This is a genomic window from uncultured Thermanaerothrix sp. (genome assembly GCF_938028735.1).
Lineage (GTDB): Bacteria > Chloroflexota > Anaerolineae > Anaerolineales > Anaerolineaceae > Thermanaerothrix.
The window spans coordinates 60,405-76,151 of record NZ_CALIMF010000001.1; the positions used below are offsets into that span (position 1 = coordinate 60,405).

10 protein-coding genes are annotated in these 15,747 nt (G+C 57.2%); 3 read left to right on the forward strand and 7 right to left on the reverse strand.

Going from position 1 to position 15,747, the window contains the following annotated elements; translation table 11 throughout:
• Positions 1 to 275 precede the first annotated feature (275 nt).
• Positions 276 to 1,562, reverse strand: a complete 1,287-nt coding sequence (locus tag Q0721_RS00270; protein ID WP_299024096.1) for a Glu/Leu/Phe/Val dehydrogenase — start codon at positions 1,560 to 1,562, stop codon at positions 276 to 278.
• Positions 1,563 to 1,902: 340 nt separating this feature from the next.
• Here Q0721_RS00270 and glyS point away from each other — a divergent pair, with 340 nt between their 5' ends.
• A complete protein-coding gene (gene glyS / locus Q0721_RS00275) occupies positions 1,903 to 4,899 on the forward strand; it encodes a glycine--tRNA ligase subunit beta (RefSeq protein WP_299024098.1) in 2,997 nt (998 codons plus the stop codon).
• 222 nt (positions 4,900 to 5,121) lie between these two features.
• On the opposite strand, the gene Q0721_RS00280 is transcribed toward glyS, so the two are convergent.
• Together Q0721_RS00280 and Q0721_RS00285 are read right to left on the reverse strand one after the other, a co-directional pair.
• Positions 5,122 to 6,537 carry an LCP family protein gene (locus Q0721_RS00280; protein WP_299024100.1) on the reverse strand — a complete coding sequence of 472 codons (1,416 nt, stop codon included), beginning with the start codon at positions 6,535 to 6,537 and terminating at the stop codon, positions 5,122 to 5,124.
• Between the two features lie 66 nt (positions 6,538 to 6,603).
• The gene (locus tag Q0721_RS00285; RefSeq protein WP_299024105.1) at positions 6,604 to 6,825 is read right to left on the reverse strand and encodes a Trm112 family protein; all 222 of its coding nucleotides are present in this window, start codon (positions 6,823 to 6,825) and stop codon (positions 6,604 to 6,606) included.
• A gap of 147 nt (positions 6,826 to 6,972) precedes the next feature.
• Here Q0721_RS00285 and Q0721_RS00290 point away from each other — a divergent pair, with 147 nt between their 5' ends.
• Positions 6,973 to 8,262, forward strand: coding sequence for an MFS transporter (locus Q0721_RS00290; RefSeq protein WP_299024107.1), 1,290 nt, complete (start codon positions 6,973 to 6,975; stop codon positions 8,260 to 8,262).
• An 8-nt stretch (positions 8,263 to 8,270) separates the two neighbouring features.
• Here Q0721_RS00290 and Q0721_RS00295 read toward each other — a convergent pair whose 3' ends face one another.
• Both Q0721_RS00295 and Q0721_RS00300 read right to left on the reverse strand, forming a co-directional pair.
• Positions 8,271 to 9,623 (reverse strand): NAD(P)/FAD-dependent oxidoreductase, encoded by a 1,353-nt coding sequence (locus tag Q0721_RS00295; RefSeq protein ID WP_299024109.1) that lies wholly within the window; start codon positions 9,621 to 9,623, stop codon positions 8,271 to 8,273.
• Positions 9,624 to 9,811: 188 nt separating this feature from the next.
• Positions 9,812 to 12,022, reverse strand: coding sequence for a UvrD-helicase domain-containing protein (locus Q0721_RS00300; RefSeq protein WP_299024111.1), 2,211 nt, complete (start codon positions 12,020 to 12,022; stop codon positions 9,812 to 9,814).
• A 97-nt stretch (positions 12,023 to 12,119) separates the two neighbouring features.
• On the opposite strand from Q0721_RS00300, the gene Q0721_RS00305 reads away from it, so the two are divergent.
• Positions 12,120 to 13,004, forward strand: coding sequence for a CoA ester lyase (locus Q0721_RS00305; RefSeq protein ID WP_299024113.1), 885 nt, complete (start codon positions 12,120 to 12,122; stop codon positions 13,002 to 13,004).
• Here Q0721_RS00305 and Q0721_RS00310 read toward each other — a convergent pair.
• Together Q0721_RS00310 and Q0721_RS00315 are read right to left on the reverse strand one after the other, a co-directional pair.
• Positions 13,001 to 13,810, reverse strand: a complete 810-nt coding sequence (locus Q0721_RS00310; protein ID WP_299024115.1) for a PP2C family serine/threonine-protein phosphatase — start codon at positions 13,808 to 13,810, stop codon at positions 13,001 to 13,003. The two genes, Q0721_RS00305 and Q0721_RS00310, sit on opposite strands and share 4 nt — an antisense overlap.
• Positions 13,807 to 15,741 carry an FHA domain-containing protein gene (locus Q0721_RS00315; RefSeq protein WP_299024117.1) on the reverse strand — a complete coding sequence of 645 codons (1,935 nt, stop codon included), beginning with the start codon at positions 15,739 to 15,741 and terminating at the stop codon, positions 13,807 to 13,809. Before Q0721_RS00315 ends, Q0721_RS00310 begins: the two co-directional genes overlap by 4 nt.
• Between the last annotated feature and the right edge of the window lie 6 nt (positions 15,742 to 15,747).

Below are 15,747 nucleotides of genomic sequence, written 5' to 3' on the forward strand. Positions count from 1 at the left end.
ACGGGCAAAAAACTCGGCTGCATACCGCACTTGCAGCCGAGGGCGATCTCAAACGGGTTGGTTACTCATTTTGCCCACTTGCCCAGCGCGATATGACCTCCATTCCAGGAAATCATGCCAATCAATTGGTAAAACTGCCTGAAGGTTGCCCGCAGGCAGTTTTTATTATACACGACAAGTGGTTAGGCGTCAAACAAGGCTTTGAGAAAGATTAAAATCATCAGCGCCCGGACCATGCCGGGCGCTCTGTGCGGCGCATTTACAATCTACCATCCCTAAATCCAGCCACGCAGTTCCATGGCCTTAACTACGCGGTTGATCGCCACCATGTAAGCGGCATCGCGCATGAAGACACCCTCCTTCAACGAAAGGTCTAGCACCGCGTGGAAGGCCTGGGTCATTTTAGTATCCAGGCGCTGAAGTACCTCTTCTTTTGTCCAGTAGAAGTTCATATCGTTCTGGACGCTCTCAAAGTAAGACACGGTCACGCCGCCAGCATTGCATAGGAAGTCAGGGATCATAAAGATGCCGCGTTGGCGGATGACGTCATCCGCCTCGGGGGTGGTAGGCCCGTTGGCGCCTTCAGCGATCAGTTTGACCCGCTCATGGATGAGGTGTGCGGTATCGGCGTTGATCTGTCCCTCAAGCGCTGCCGGGATGAGGACGTCGGCTTCCTTGCTTAGCCAGGCGTTGCCATCTTCAATTGTATAGCCAGCGGCGCGGGCCTTGGTTTTGTCAATCGTGCCATACTGATCGGTAATGCTCATGAGAAAGCGCGGATCAATTCCATCCGCTTTGCTCACGGTGTAGGCGGTGCGATCTTCGCGATCCCAGTAGGAGACGCATACCACCTTGCCACCAAGGATCTCGGTGAAGCCTACCGCAGCATACTGGGCCACATTACCGAAGCCCTGGATAGCGGCCACGCACCGCGAGGGCTCCAGGTTAAGGTGCTTGAGAGCCTCACGAACGGCGTAGATGACGCCAAACCCGGTGGCCTCAGTGCGTCCCAGCGAACCGCCACCGCCCACCGGTTTGCCAGTAATGACGCCAGGGGTATATTGCCCGACCAATTTGGAGTACTCGTCCATCATCCAGCCCATCATCTGGGGGTTAGTGCCCACATCCGGCGCGGGGACATCCTGGCGCGGTCCGATGTTGCGCCAGATTTGTTGGATATAACCGCGCGCCAGACGCTCTTTTTCGCCTTCTGAAAGTGTTGCCGGATCTACGATGACACCGCCCTTGCCGCCGCCGAGTGGCAGATCGACCACAGCGCATTTCCACGTCATCCAGGTGGCCAGGGCGCGCACTGTGTCAATGGTTTCAGCAGGATGGAAGCGGATGCCGCCCTTGCACGGCCCACGGGCGTCATTGTGCTGGACGCGGAAACCCTGGAAGACGCGAATGGTGCCATCATCCATGCGCACGGGGATGCGGAAGTGGTACTCGCGCATCGGCCAGCGTAGGATTTCGCGTACCTGTGGGTCAAGTTGAAGCAGATCGGCCACATGATCAAATTGACGCTGAGCCATTTCGAAAGCATTGGTCGTACCCGTCATAAGCATCTCTCCTGAGAGGGTTGGAATTTAGAAGGAGGACTTAGGGATGTGGAAGCACTGACAGCCAGGAGAAACTAATAGCGGGCATCCCGGTTGTATGCCCGCTACAAGTTCGGCTTATGTAGGCCAGAATTGGCACGGCGGCGCCTCCGCTTGTTTCGATCCATTTACAAGGTTACTGGATTTATGCCCCTGAGTCAATAGGATGAACGTCTTCAATCCTGGATGATCTCTTTCACACTCCGCAACACTTGAGCAGGCCATTAGGTTAAAGGGAATGTGCTTGGCTTTGGTATAATCAAAAGGCTAGTGGATTATTTGCTTAGGAGTTTGGCAACCCATGAGAGACTCTTTGGATTTTCAATCCATTATTATGAAATTACAGCAGTTCTGGGCCGAGCAAGGGTGCTTGATCTGGCAACCCTACTATACCCAGGTCGGCGCTGGAACGATGAACCCGGCTACTTTTTTGCGTGTTTTGGGGCCGGAGCCCTGGAACGTGGCTTACGTGGAGCCCTCGATTCGCCCGGATGATGGGCGCTATGGCGAAAATCCTAACCGTTTGCAACAGCATTATCAGTTTCAGGTCATTCTCAAACCGGATCCGGGCAATCCACAAGAGATTTACCTGCGCTCGCTGGAAGCCTTAGGCATTGATCCGCGCGAGCACGATATCCGCTTTGTTGAGGATAACTGGGAATCCCCGGCGCTGGGGGCTTGGGGCCTGGGCTGGGAGGTCTGGTTGGATGGGTTGGAGATCACTCAGTTTACCTACTTTCAGCAGGCCGGCGGGATGGTGTTGGAACCGGTTTCGGTGGAGATTACCTACGGGCTGGAGCGCATTGCCATGGCGCTGCAGCGCGTCAGCAACTTCCGGGATATCCGCTGGAACGCCGAACGCACTTATGGAGATGTCAACCTGCAGGGGGAACGCGAGCACAGCACGTACTACTTTGAGGTTGCCGATGTGGAGCGCCTACGCCAGATGTTTGCCCTCTTTGAGGCTGAAGCTGAGGCTGCCCTAGCGCGTGGACTGGTCTTGCCAGCGCACGATTATGTTCTGAAGTGCTCGCACACCTTCAACGTGTTGGATACGCGCGGGGCGGTAGGTGTAACCGAGCGTCAGGTGCTCTTCGCGCGCATGCGGGATATGGCGCGGCGTGTGGCTGAGGCCTATGTGGCCCAACGTCAGGCACTGGGCTTCCCCTGGCTCAAACCGGTGACCCAAATGGGTGAGACCGCAGTTGTGGGTGAGTTGCCTCGTTCCATTCCGGAGCGGGAAACCCTGCTCATCGAGATCGGCACCGAGGAACTCCCCCCGGCAGATCTTGAGGCCGCCCTGGCGCAATTGCGTCAGCGAGTGCCAGCGCTATTGGATGAATTGCACCTGGCCCATGGAGCTGTCCAGGTCTGGGGGACGCCCCGCCGCTTGGTAGTGTGGGTGGAAGATCTGGTTGGGCGGCAACCCGACCGTGAATTGGTTGTCAAGGGCCCGCCGGCCAACCGCGCTTTTGATGCCAAAGGGCGTCCAACTGCGGCGGCGGAGGGCTTTGCCCGCAGTAGAGGCGTGTCGGTTGAGACGCTGACCGTGGCTGAAATAGATGGAGGGCGCTATGTAGTGGCTCACGTGCGCGAGATCGGGCGCCCTGCGGTGGACGTGTTGGCTGAGGCCCTGCCGGGAGTGATCGCCGACCTACGCTTCGAGCGTTCGATGCGCTGGAATAGTAGCGGTGTGGCTTTTTCGCGTCCAATTCGCTGGTTGGTGGCACTGCATGGTGAGACGGTTATTCCGTTTACCTATGCGGGCTTAACCTCTGGACGGGTGACCCGTGGCTTGCGCTTTGCTGAGCCAACCACCTTTGTCATCTCTCACCCCAACGATCATCGCATCTTCTTGGAGCGGCAGGGTGTCATTATGGATCCAGAGCAGCGTAAGGCCCGTATTGCCGAGCAGGCGCGGGCTTTGATCGCCGAGGTAGGGGGTGACCCGGAGCATTTGGATGAGGCCGTGCTCAATGAAGTCACGCACCTGGTTGAAGCCCCCACGGCTTTAAGGGGTAGGTTTGAGGACGAGTACCTACGCCTGCCGGAAGAGGTGCTGGTCTCGGTGATGAAAAAGCACCAACGCTACTTTCCAGTCTATACCCGCGACGGACAGCTCCTGCCCTATTTCATTGCCGTGCGTAACGGTGGGAAGGAGGGGTTGGAGGTGGTGACGGATGGCAATGAGCAGGTGATTCGGGCGCGCTTTGCGGATGCGGCTTACTTTATTCGCGAAGACCTGAAGCATCCGCTGGAATATTACTTACCGCGGCTGGGTACGCTTACGTTCCAGGCTAAACTCGGCTCCATGCTGGATAAGACCCAGCGTCTTGAGGCGCTAGTAGAGCGATTAATCCCTATGGTAGGATTGGCGCCAGAGGATGCGGCTGCAGCGCGTCGCGCGGCCCACTTGTGCAAGGCTGACTTGGTGACCCATATGGTGGTTGAGATGACCTCACTGCAAGGGGTGATGGGGCGGTATTATGCGCTTCAAAGCGGTGAGCCTCAAGCGGTGGCCGAGGCCATCTTCGAGGCGTATCTGCCGCGCTTTGCGGGCGATCGCTATCCTGAGACGCCGGCGGGACTGGTATTGGGATTAGCGGATCGTCTGGATACGCTGATGGGGCTATTTGCAGTGGGGCTGGCGCCAACTGGTACCAAAGATCCCTTTGCCTTGCGTCGCGCAGCGCTGGGTTTGGTGCAGAACCTAATCCACTGGAATCTGGATTTTGACTTGCGCCAGGGGCTGGAAGCAGCGGCACAAGGCTTGCCGGTACCGGTGAGCCCTGAGGCCAAGACCGAGTGTCTGGATTTCATTGTAGGGCGTTTGCAAAATGAATTGCTGGAGCAGGGTTACCGCTACGACGTGGTAGCCGCCGTGCTGGCTGCGCAAGGGCACAACCCGGCCGCTGCCGCTCGCGCCGTGCGGGAATTGAGCACGTGGGTGAGCCGTCCGGATTGGAATGTCATACTGCCCGCTTATGCGCGCTGTGTGCGGATTACCCGTGACCAAACCGAGCGTTACGCGGTTGAGCCCGAGCGCTTGGTTGAACCGGCGGAGAAGCACTTGCTCTCGGCGCTGCTTCAGGCAGAGGTTACCCCCCGCCGGCCCGGCAGTGTGGAGGATTTCTTCAAGGTCTTCCTGCCCATGATCCCGGTGATCAATCGCTTCTTTGATGAGGTATTGGTTATGGCGGAGGATGCCGCACGGCGTGCCAATCGCCTTGGCCTACTCCAGCGCATCGTAGCCTTGGCAGATGGGGTGGCCGATTTCTCAAAACTGGAAGGGTTCTAAGCCCCCTGGTTGGTCAGGTAAAGGCTCGGCAAGCGGTTGCTGACACTTTCTCCTAGGTTCTAGGAGAAACCGCTCTGGAAGATCAGGGGCTCTTGGAGTGTTTATTCTCCAGAAGTCCCCCTATTGATCTTTTTCTCTGGTCACAACGGGTCCAGGCCGAACGATAGTAACAAACTGCCGGTCATACGACCGGCAGCAATGGGTGGGGGTTCGGTCAAGGGCTCAGGGCAGGATATTGCTCTGCGCCCAGTCGTTGCCCAGCGCAATGGCAAGATCCGCCTCGGCATTGGGATCGTAGCGGTTGTAGATACGCGGATTTTGCAATTGCATGACGGTGATAAGGTAATTCAAAGTGTAGGGCTTGGGGCTGTAGAGGAAAATGGTGGTCTGGCCATAAAGGTTATCCGCATTGGTCTCCTGAACGATGTTAAAGCCCTTACTGCGCAAGAATTCAGCGGTGCGTCCGGCGAGGCCTGCCACGCTGGTGCCATTTTGCACGACAATGCGCGCGTTTTCTGCTTCCATCAGCACCTTGGGGTCTTGGGCCACTGCCGCCGGCCCAACGGCACCATTGGTGGAGAAGATTTCATCTCGGATCAGGCGAATTTGATCTGGAATGGGGATAAGGATATCCAGGCCGTCCGGTGAGGTGGCCATTTCTACCGCATTCGGGCCGATCACGCCGCGCTTGATGTTCTCGGCTGGGATTTGCACAGCCAGCCAGGCTAGTTGTATAGCCTCTTGCAGGGTCATGTTAGTGCGAATGCCCGCTGATAACTCATTGTATAGCACCGGAGCCTTGGCGATCAGTTTGGGAATTTGGTCGTACTGCAAAATGCGGTCACGAATAGCCAGAATGACCTCTTGCTGCCGCCGAGCACGGTCGAAATCTCCACCCTCGGTATAGCGGTTGCGCGCATAGGCCAGCGCCAGGTCCCCTCCTACTGAATAGACACCGGGCTCGAGGTGCACTTTGGGACGGTTGCCGGTAGGGTAGAGGGTAATCGGCTCCTGAACGCGTAATTTGATGCCTCCAATCTCGTCAATGAAGCGCTCAAAGGCGTAAAAGTCAATCTGGGCGTAGTAGTTGATCGGGACTCCCAGGAACTGACGCACGGTTTCTACCGCCAGCCCTGGTCCACCACCGGGTAGTTTGTACGTCTCACCCAGAAAGTAAGCGGTGTTGATTTTCCCGTAGTCAAAGCCAGGGATGTTAACCCACATATCGCGCGGGATTGAAAGGATCCCGGCAGTGCGGGTTAATGGGTCCAGGGTTAGGAGCATCATCGTGTCGGTGCGTGGTGTCTCGCCAGCTTCCCAATCACGGTAGTCCAACCCCATAACGAGCACAGTAACACGGCTCTTGCCGTCCCAGGGTTCGGGTGCTGGCCCGTTTTCCTGGAGGGGCTGGTTAAGTGGAACATTGGTAGCGGAAAGACCGGCGGGGTTTGTTGTGTTAGGACCCACCGGGACACCCCCCAGATTGGTTATGCTCCATGAACGGAAGAAGGTGCGCGCCAATGAAAAGGCGGCCCAGCCGGTTACCAGTGCCAGAACGAGGAACACAATCATTACAATAAGTGTCAGGCGATCCAAATGAAGGCGCCGGGGAAGCGTACGTGTGCGCAGTTGCGACATAAGGCTTTCAACCCTTTGGGATTGAGAATTTCATACTCAAGGGTAAGGTGCAAGTTGGATGCCAGTTCACGCCGGGGGTGGGGGTGGTACCGGCAGATCCTCTATCGGGGTTTCCATCCATTTGCTGCCTTCATCAATCAGCATCACCGGGATGTCTTCCACGATTGGGTACTTGCGTCCACAGTCCCGACAAACCAGCCAAGTCTCGCGAACCAGATCCAGCAGACCTTCGCGTTCGCGCACACAGGCTGGGCAACGTAAGATGTCTAATAAGTCCTGACTTACCATGTGGCCTCCTTACCTGTTCTTGGCCTCTATTGTACCACCAAGGGCCAGAGGGTGTAAAATTTGCGGCGGATACCCGCCCATGGGCGTCGGCTCACCAGATAGAGTTCGAGCACCTGTAACTTGGATGCCCTGTTGGAGAGATCAAGGATGCAATCTTTACGGCGTGCTTTCAGAACCCCTTATCCCCCCCAATTTTGGTTGATGTTTGTGGGGATGTTCATCAGTACCTTGGGGGCCAGCATGATCTGGCCTTTCCTGATGATTTATATCAGCGAGCGCTTGCAATTGCCGTTAACCTCGGCGGCTGGTCTGATCACCTTGAATGCCGCGGTGGGCTTAGGAGCTTCCTTCCTAGCTGGTCCAATTGTAGATTACCTAGGGCGGAAGTGGGTGATGGTAATCAGCCTAATGGTCAATGGGATGGGGTACGTTCTGATGCGCCAAGCCCATACGTATCCTGCCTTTGCCGGATTGATGGTGCTTCAAGGGTTCTTTAACCCGCTGTATCGTATTGGTGCAGATGCTATGATGGCAGACCTGATTCCTGCTGAGCAGCGGGCTGAGGCCTATTCTATGCTGCGGTTGAGCAACAACCTGGGAGTGGCGATTGGTCCGGCGGTGGGTGGGTTCATCGCCAGTGTGTCCTATGAGATGGCCTTTTTGTGTGCTGCGGCAGGGATGAGTCTGTACGGGCTGCTGATCGCTCTGCGCGCCCGCGAGACGCTGCCGCGCCGCCAAGGAATGAGGTCAGGGGCTGTATCCCCCATCCCTCGTGAGCGTTTCGGTGGGTACGGGCGGGTACTGCGTGACCGCCCGTTTTTGGCCTTCACGATGACATTCACCCTGACCCAGATTTGTGCGGCCATGTTGTGGGTGTTGCTTTCGGTCTATACCAAGCAAAATTTCGGCTTGCCAGAAAGCCGTTACGGTTGGATTCCAACCACCAATGCACTGATGGTGGTGCTTTTTCAAATCCCGGTCACGTGGGTGACCAAACGCTTTCCACCTCTGCCAGTGCTGGCAGTGGGATCGTTGTTCTATGCCTCCGCAGTGACTAGTGTGGCTTGGGGGCGCAATTTCTGGGCTTTTTGGCTCAGCATGGTGGTCATGACCATTGGGGAGTTGATTTTGATCCCTACTTCTACTACTTATGTAGCCGGGCGGGCTCCAGAAGACATGCGGGGGCGCTATATGAGCATTTATGGGTTAACTTGGGGACTAGCCTCGGGGATCGGGCCGGTGTTGGGTGGATTGCTGAACGATCATTTGGGGCCGCGTTATATTTGGTACGGAGGGGGCGCTGTTGGCTTGGTCAGTGTGGTGCTTTTTCTAGCCTTAAGTCGAGCCAGGCCATCTGCCGTACCGGGAGGAGGCTCACCCGAGGCTGCGCAACCCCAGGCCGAACCAGAGACTGCGTTTGAACACGAGGTAAGATAGGCGGCTGCTTAGGAATGGATGTGAGGGGCAGCGAGTGAGGCTACTGATGGCGTTTCGCTGGGTTGGGATGCGGTTGAAGGAATGCCCTGGTGCGCCTGAGGCGGTGGGTAAATCAGCCGGGCGGCGCGTTCATAGCGGAAGTATTCCCAAGCCCAGTTGATCAGCACGACCAGCCGGTTGCGAAAGCCCACTAATTGCATCAGGTGGACAAAAAGCCAAATGAGCCAGGCTATCCAGCCCTTGAGGTGTAGGCCGAAGAGCGCGGCAACTGCCTGATTGCGACCGATGGTGGCCATGCTCCCCAGGTCACGATAACGGAATGGCTGAAGGGGATGTCCTTGCAGATTGTGCAGGATGTTACGGGCCGCGTGCTCGCCCTGCTGCATGGCAACCGGCGCCATCATGGGCAGGGGGCGGCCGCCTTCATCTTCAAGGTAAGCAGCATCGCCGATGACGAAAACGCGCGGGTATCCCGGTAGTTGCAGAGTTGGCAAGACACGCACCCGTTTCTGTGCTCCTAGTGTTACTGGTAGGTTTTGGATCAGTTCGGCAGCCTGAACGCCGGCGGCCCAGATCAGGGTTTGAGTGGGTAGAGCGCGTCCATCGGTCAGTTTCACGCATTGTCCGTCATAATCCTGGACCTGGGCCCCTAACCAGACTTCTACCCCTTTCTGGCGTAGGGCCCTCTGAGCGGCCTGACCCAAGTCGGGTGGGAGATGGCTCAGCAATCGGTCGGTGGCCTCCAGCAAAATCACGCGCGCCTGGCTCAACATCAGGTCGGGGTAGTCCTTTCGCAGTACCAGACGGATCAATTCAGCGAGAGCACCCGCGCATTCTACGCCAGTGGGACCGCCTCCCACGACCACGAAGGTCAGCATGGTCTGCCGCAATTTAGGGTCAGTTTGCTGAGTTGCCAGTTCAAAGCGGCTTAATACGTGGTTGCGGATGGCAAGGGCTTCATCTATGTCCTTGAGCCCGTAGGCGTGTTGGGTGATGGAGGAAAGGCCAAAGGTGTTGGTCACGCTGCCGGCGGCGAGGATCAAGTAATCGTAAGGGATTGCGCCAGCACTGGTGAATAGTTGGTGGTCTTTTAGATCCACACGGTACACTTCCGCTAACATAAAAGTTAGGTTCCTCTGCCGCCGCAGGATACTGCGTATGGGATAAGCGATTTCCTCCGGTGTTAGGCCGGCGCTAGCAACCTGATAGAGAAGAGGTTGGAAGAGATGGTAGTTGCGACGGTCAATGAGTGTTACGCGCACAGGGGCGCTTGCTAGTGCGCGCGCTGCGCGCAACCCGCCGAAGCCGGCTCCCACGATCACGATATGAGGGTGGGTAGTGTTAGAATTGTGGCGTTTCATCAAGGGATCTCCTAGGAATATATGCGATTCAAATTGTGATAAATGTAACTAACACTATTATAGTCCTATATATCTTAATTTCAACAAGTTGTGTAAACTTGCTTTATATTCGCTCTAGGCAGGTTGAGAGAGGGCCCCGGGGTTTAGCGCAGGAGCGGGTGTCCGGCTAACTTGAGTGGCTATCGAACCTAGTCGGGATTAATGGCTTCTAGACGTGCCAGAGAGGCAATAACCCGCTTAAAGCCCACGCTTTCGAAAAACACGTCCACGGTTTCTTCGCCATCTTCCTGGATGCGGCTATCCACCACCATGCCCTCGCCCCAAGTGGGATGGCGTACGCGCTGACCAGGACGGTAGCGGGGCTGCAAGATGGCAGCATGGGCAGGTGAGGGTGGCACGGGCGAAGAGGTCGAACGCTCTACTGACCAAGTAGTAGCGGCTGAGCGGGTACGCCGGTACCCCTGGCGCCGAAGCAAACGCTCGTCAATATCCTGAAGAAAACGTGAAGGTTCTTGTTCAACGGCAACGCCATAGGCACTACGGCGTAAAGCGCGCACTAGGTAAACCCGATCTTTAGCTCGTGTCAGGCCTACGTAGAAGAGGCGGCGCTCCTCCGCCATCTCCTCTGGATCATCTCGTGAGCGGCTGTGGGGCAGTAGCCCCTCGTCCAGCCCAATGATGAAAACCTGCGGAAATTCTAGTCCTTTAGCCGCATGCAGGGTGAGCAAGGTGGGCGCATTCTGATCTTGGGGTAGCGTGTCCTGATCGGAGACCAGCGCTAAGTCTTCCAAAAAAGCGTTCAAGCCGCGCTCGCGGTATTCAAAGGCCAGGCGGCGCAACTCCTGGACGTTCTCCCAACGATCCTGACCTTCCTCACTACCGTCATTGATATAAATCTCATAACCCACATCGGCCAAGATGCGGTCGAACAATTCAATCAGGCTCAGGGTTTCACGGGCGTGATGCCAGTTGGCCAGTAGCCCTCCAAAATCGGCTAGGAGCATGGCGCTGCGCCCTGGGAAACGCGCCCAGTAGGGGGACTCATGCCCTTTTTCGCCCAACTCAAGCAGGAGGTGACCGGGGGATTGATGGGTCTCGCGAGCTAGCAATTGCAAAGCGACCAAGGTTTTTTCGCCGATTCCGCGCGGCGGGACGTTGATCACACGCAGCAGACTGATCTCATCATCTGGGTTTTGGGCCAGGCGCAGGAAAGCGATTACATCCTTGACCTCCCGGCGGCCGTAGAAGCGCTGGGCACCGACGAGGTGATAGGGAATGCCTGCGCGTAGGAAGGCCTCTTCCAGCAGACGGGATTGGGCATTAGTCCGATACATCACCGCAAAGTCGCTGCCACGGGCCTTACCGCTTTCCATCCATTGACGGATAGTATCTACCACAAAAGTGGCTTCCCCAAATTCATCCACGGCCTCGTATAAAATGATCGGCTCACCGCGTCCACGGTCAGAGAAAAGGCGCTTGGGTGTGCGCTGGTGATTGCGGTTGATGACCCCTTGAGCAGCGTCCAGGACGGTTTGAGTGGAACGGTAATTTTGCTGAAGAAGGATCTTCTTGACCCCCGGAAATTCCGATTCAAAGCGCAACACGTTGCGGTAATCCGCCCCGCGCCAGCGGTAAATGGATTGATCCTCATCGCCCACTACAAACACATTTTGGTGCACCGAGGTCAACAACTTGAGCAGTTCGTATTGCACCAGATTGGTGTCTTGAAACTCATCTACCAGCACGTGCTCGAAGCGCCCAGCATAGCGCTCTAGCACAGGCGGGTTTTCGCGAAACAAGCGCACGGTTTCGATCAGCAGGTCGTCAAAGTCCACTGCGTTGTTGTTGCGCAGGAAGGTTTGGTACTGCTGGTAAACGCGCTTGACAACTTCGTCGCGGTAGGTGCGGGGGATGAATTCCTCAGGGGAGATAAGATTGTTCTTAGCCATGGAGATGGTAGCATGAATGCCGGCCGGGCGGTAAAGTTTCTCATCGAGATTCAGCGCCTTGAGCGCCTGACGCACCAGGGCGATTTGATCGTCAGCATCCATGATCACGAAGTTCTGATCAAAGGGCAGATAGGCCGCTTCACGCCGTAGAATGCGGGCGCAGACGGCGTGAAAGGTGCCTAGCCAGATGGACTGGCTTTGTTCGCCCAAGAGGGTCTCCAGGCGGTGTTGCATCTCGCGGGCGGCCTTATTGGTAAATGTGACGGCTAGAATGTGATGAGGTCGCACACCCATGGCCTTGACCAAGTAAGCAATCCGCTGGGTGAGGACGCGCGTCTTGCCCGAGCCTGGTCCGGCTAACACCAGGATAGGCCCTTCACCGGCGGTTACCGCGCGGTATTGTTCAGGATTGAGATGTTTCAGAAAATCCAGCGGTTGGTTGTCGAGCATCCTACTGTCCGTTGATGAAGAGTCCAAGCCCGCGAAAAGGCGAGGCGCTTAGCATTATAATTCATCTCGACCTTGAAACAGACGTGGGAGGCAAGGATTGCGAGCGCGACGAGCATTGCTTTATGTACCGGCCGATGACTGGCGGAAACTGCAAAAGGCAACCACGCTGGGGGTGGACTGCGTGTGTCTGGATCTGGAAGATGGGGTGGCGCAGAACCGCAAGGAGGAGGCACGGCGTAACGTGGTGCAGGCCCTCCGGACACTGGATTTTGGGAGGGCAGAACGTTGGGTGCGTATCAATGGGCTGGAGAGCGGATTGGCCGAGGCCGATCTAGAGACTACCCTCTTGGCCAGCCCAGACGGTATTGTGGTCCCAAAAGTGCTCTCCGCAGAAGACTTGCGTCGAGTAGCAGTTTACCTGGAGGCAGCGGAACAACGCACGGGCCGCCCGGTGGGTAGTCTGATGATGATGGTCATTATCGAACGGGCGCAGGCTTTTCTCCATTTGGCCGAAATCTGCCAGGCAACGCCGCGTCTGGAGGCTTTGATCTTTGGTGCGGAGGATTTAGCCGCCGAATTGGGGGTCAGGCGCACCCGTGAGGGCTGGGAACTCTTTCACGCGCGCAGCACGTTGGTACTTCATGCAGCGGCTTTCGGCTTGCAGGCCATTGATTGGGTCACGGTGGATTTCCAGGATGTGGAATGGGTGCGCCAGGAAGCGGAGCGTGGTGCCACCTTGGGGTTTACGGGCAAGCAGATCATCCACCCCAACCAGGTGGCCCCGGTGCAGGCGGCTTTCACGCCTTCAGCCGAGGAAATTGCTTGGGCGCGTGAACTGATGGCGGCTTTCACGGCTTACCAGGCGCAGGGTAAAGGCGCCTTTGCTTGGCAGGGGCAGATGGTAGATCGCCCGGTTATTCGGCGTGCCGAGGGTATTTTGGTGCGGGCACGTGCTGCAGGGATCTTGGCAGAAACCGATTAGAGAATGCTGATCAGGATAAGGGTGATGTTGTCATACCCGCCGCGCTGGTTGGCCAGATCCACCAGACTTCTGGCGGCCTGTTCCATGGGGTGTAGGTTGAGCAGGCGGGCTATTTCCTCGTCATCTACCAAATCGCTTAACCCATCACTACACAAGAGGATAAAGTCGCCGGGTTTCAAGCATAGTCCCTGGTTAGCGCGCGCCTGCAGATCACTTTCCTGAGCCGAAAGGCGCAGCCGTAGATCCACCTCGGGGGGCGTGGCCGAGCCGAGGAACTGACGGATCATGTGGGCCTGAGGATGATTGAGTGCCTCCTCTTGGGTGATCCAGCCGTTATCCAGCGCTTCCTGAATCCAGGTATGGTCTACGCTCAAGCGTTGGGACTGTCCATTTCGAATCAGGTAGACCCGTGAATCCCCCACATTAGCAATGTAAAGCCGCTCCCCTTGAATCCAGGCACAGGTACAAGTGGCCCCCATACCACTTTGATCGGGGTTGCGTTGTGCCTGTTCGTAGATAATCTGGCTGGCATAACGAAGGGCTTCGAAGAGCAGAGGGGGTGGGGAGAGGTCATCCCCGTGATCGAGAACAAATTCCTCCACTTTTGTTACGGCTAGTTCGGCGGCAACTTCGCCGGCTTGGTGGCCACCCATTCCATCTGCCAGGATAGCCAGAAGCACGGGAATCTCTGGTGTGTGAGGGTTGGTCAGGGGGCACACGCGGAAGCGGTCCTCGTTGTTACGGCGCTGACGTCCGCGGTCGGAAAGTGTAACAACCGGAAGGTGGGGGCGGGGCAAGCGGATCATAAAGTATCCTCGTAAGGCAGCAGCATGGGATACGGAGGAGGTGCAGGGTGAGGGGTTTCGAACCGGAGGGCTACGCTTCCCAGATGAAAAATATCCCCGTGGTTCAACAATGCCCCTTCGGGTGGAAGGGGAGCGGCGTTCAACCAAGTCCCTGCTGTGGAACCTGCATCTACCAGTTTAAACCCCTCCGGGCCAGGTACAATGCGGGCATGTACACTTTCCACGCTAGGGTGGGGGAAACAGAGGACGGCTCGATGGGGGTCACTACCCAGGGTGACTTCGGCCTGGGGGAGCGCAAAAAAGCGCATCTCACCTTGAGGATCGGCACTTGCGTCTTGAACAAAAAAGAACGGCACATCCTCGCTGCGCAGCCAGACCAGCCAGGCAGGGGCCTCTTGAGGGGGTGTGGCTGTGGGGAATGTGCTAGGGGTGGAGCGTTTGACAGGCGTAGCCCCCTTGTCTTTACCGGGAGCAAGGCGAGTATATAGCGATTGGGTCAGGCGGTGATAGGCGCGCCAGCGCCAGAGGATCAATCCCAACATGGCCGCGCTCATGATCAGGGCCCACAGGGGCAGAACCTGTGGCGTGGTGAGGCGCGCCATGGCTTGTTCCGGCAGACTGCGCGGCGGTTCGGCAATGAGGACTTCCAATGGCCACTCCTGGCTCTGCCCTTTGAGCCCCAGGCTATCTTCCACCTCCACCCGGATCCGAAAGCGCCCACCGGTGGTGATCTGCTCAAGGGGCCACTCCAGCGTTTCAAACGGGGCTTGCAAACGCTCGACAACCAGAGCATCGTTCACAAAAAGGCGAGCAGCACGCAGGGGGCGGGGGTGCTGGTCAGGAAACTCGGTGATGAGCGCAAAGGCGTAGGTGCTCGGGGAAAGACGAGGTTCGCGTTCCGCAGAGGCTTCCCACGAGCGAGTGATCTGAGCGGGGGGCGCTAAGAGGATGGGATTAGGGGGGAGCACATTGAGGTCGAAGGTGAGCGGTTCAGAATCCAGCGTTGTACCGTTTTGCATCACCCTCACCACCAGTTCGTGGCTCCCACTGGTGGTGAGGGTGGAGGTGTAGGTCGCGCGGTAGTTGAAACGCAGGGGTTGGAGCAGGGGTTCAATGTCGGGTAGCGGTTCGGGCCCGCTGAAGAGCAAAAACTGTCCCCCGCTCTGGATAGCCAAATCATTCAGGGCAGCGTAATTTTGAGGCAGGCGGGTGGGTGCTCGCGCGTTAGCCACCAGCCAGACATGAACAGGCACTCCTTGTGTCTGAGCGCGCTGACGGAGGTCAGCCAAGGCAGGCAGTGTCGAACCTGGTAGTGGCGCTGTGACGAAGAAAATGACCGGACGTTGGGGATTGGTGGGATCAACACTACTGGCTAGGTCGAGTGCGCGGGTTAGACCGTTGAGTGAAGCCGTTTCCCGTTGTAAGTCGGGGCGCACCGTCTCCAGCCAGTCGGCCCAGCGTGCCGGATCACCGTTGCGTACCAATTGGAGGCCGCTGTTGGTGATCAGGCTGAGGCGGTCATAGGTATTGGCGGGTTGTGCCTGCGCCCAGTCCAGCCAGTGCTGGCGCAGGTATTGAAAGCGGGAGCGCTGGGCGTATCCTACGCTCCATTCCGGGCCGTAATTGAAGACCAGGATCAGGTGGGCGCCAGGGGTGAGAAGGGTCACCCCAAGGGGGGCGTGCGGCTGACCGTTTTCTATAATCTGAAGGGCTTCACTTTGCAGGTCGGTGAAGAATTGGCCGTCGGCGTTGTAGACCTCAAAATAAACGCTCAGTGTGGGAAAATGAGTGCTATCTACTTGACGGAGGAGTACTTTCTCAACCGCTTGAGCATGGGCAACAGCCGCTACGCCCAGAAGCAGCAGCCCGACGCATATCGCCAGGCTCATCAGCAGCAGGGTTTTACGCCCAACTACGGGAGAGGCCACCATTAATCT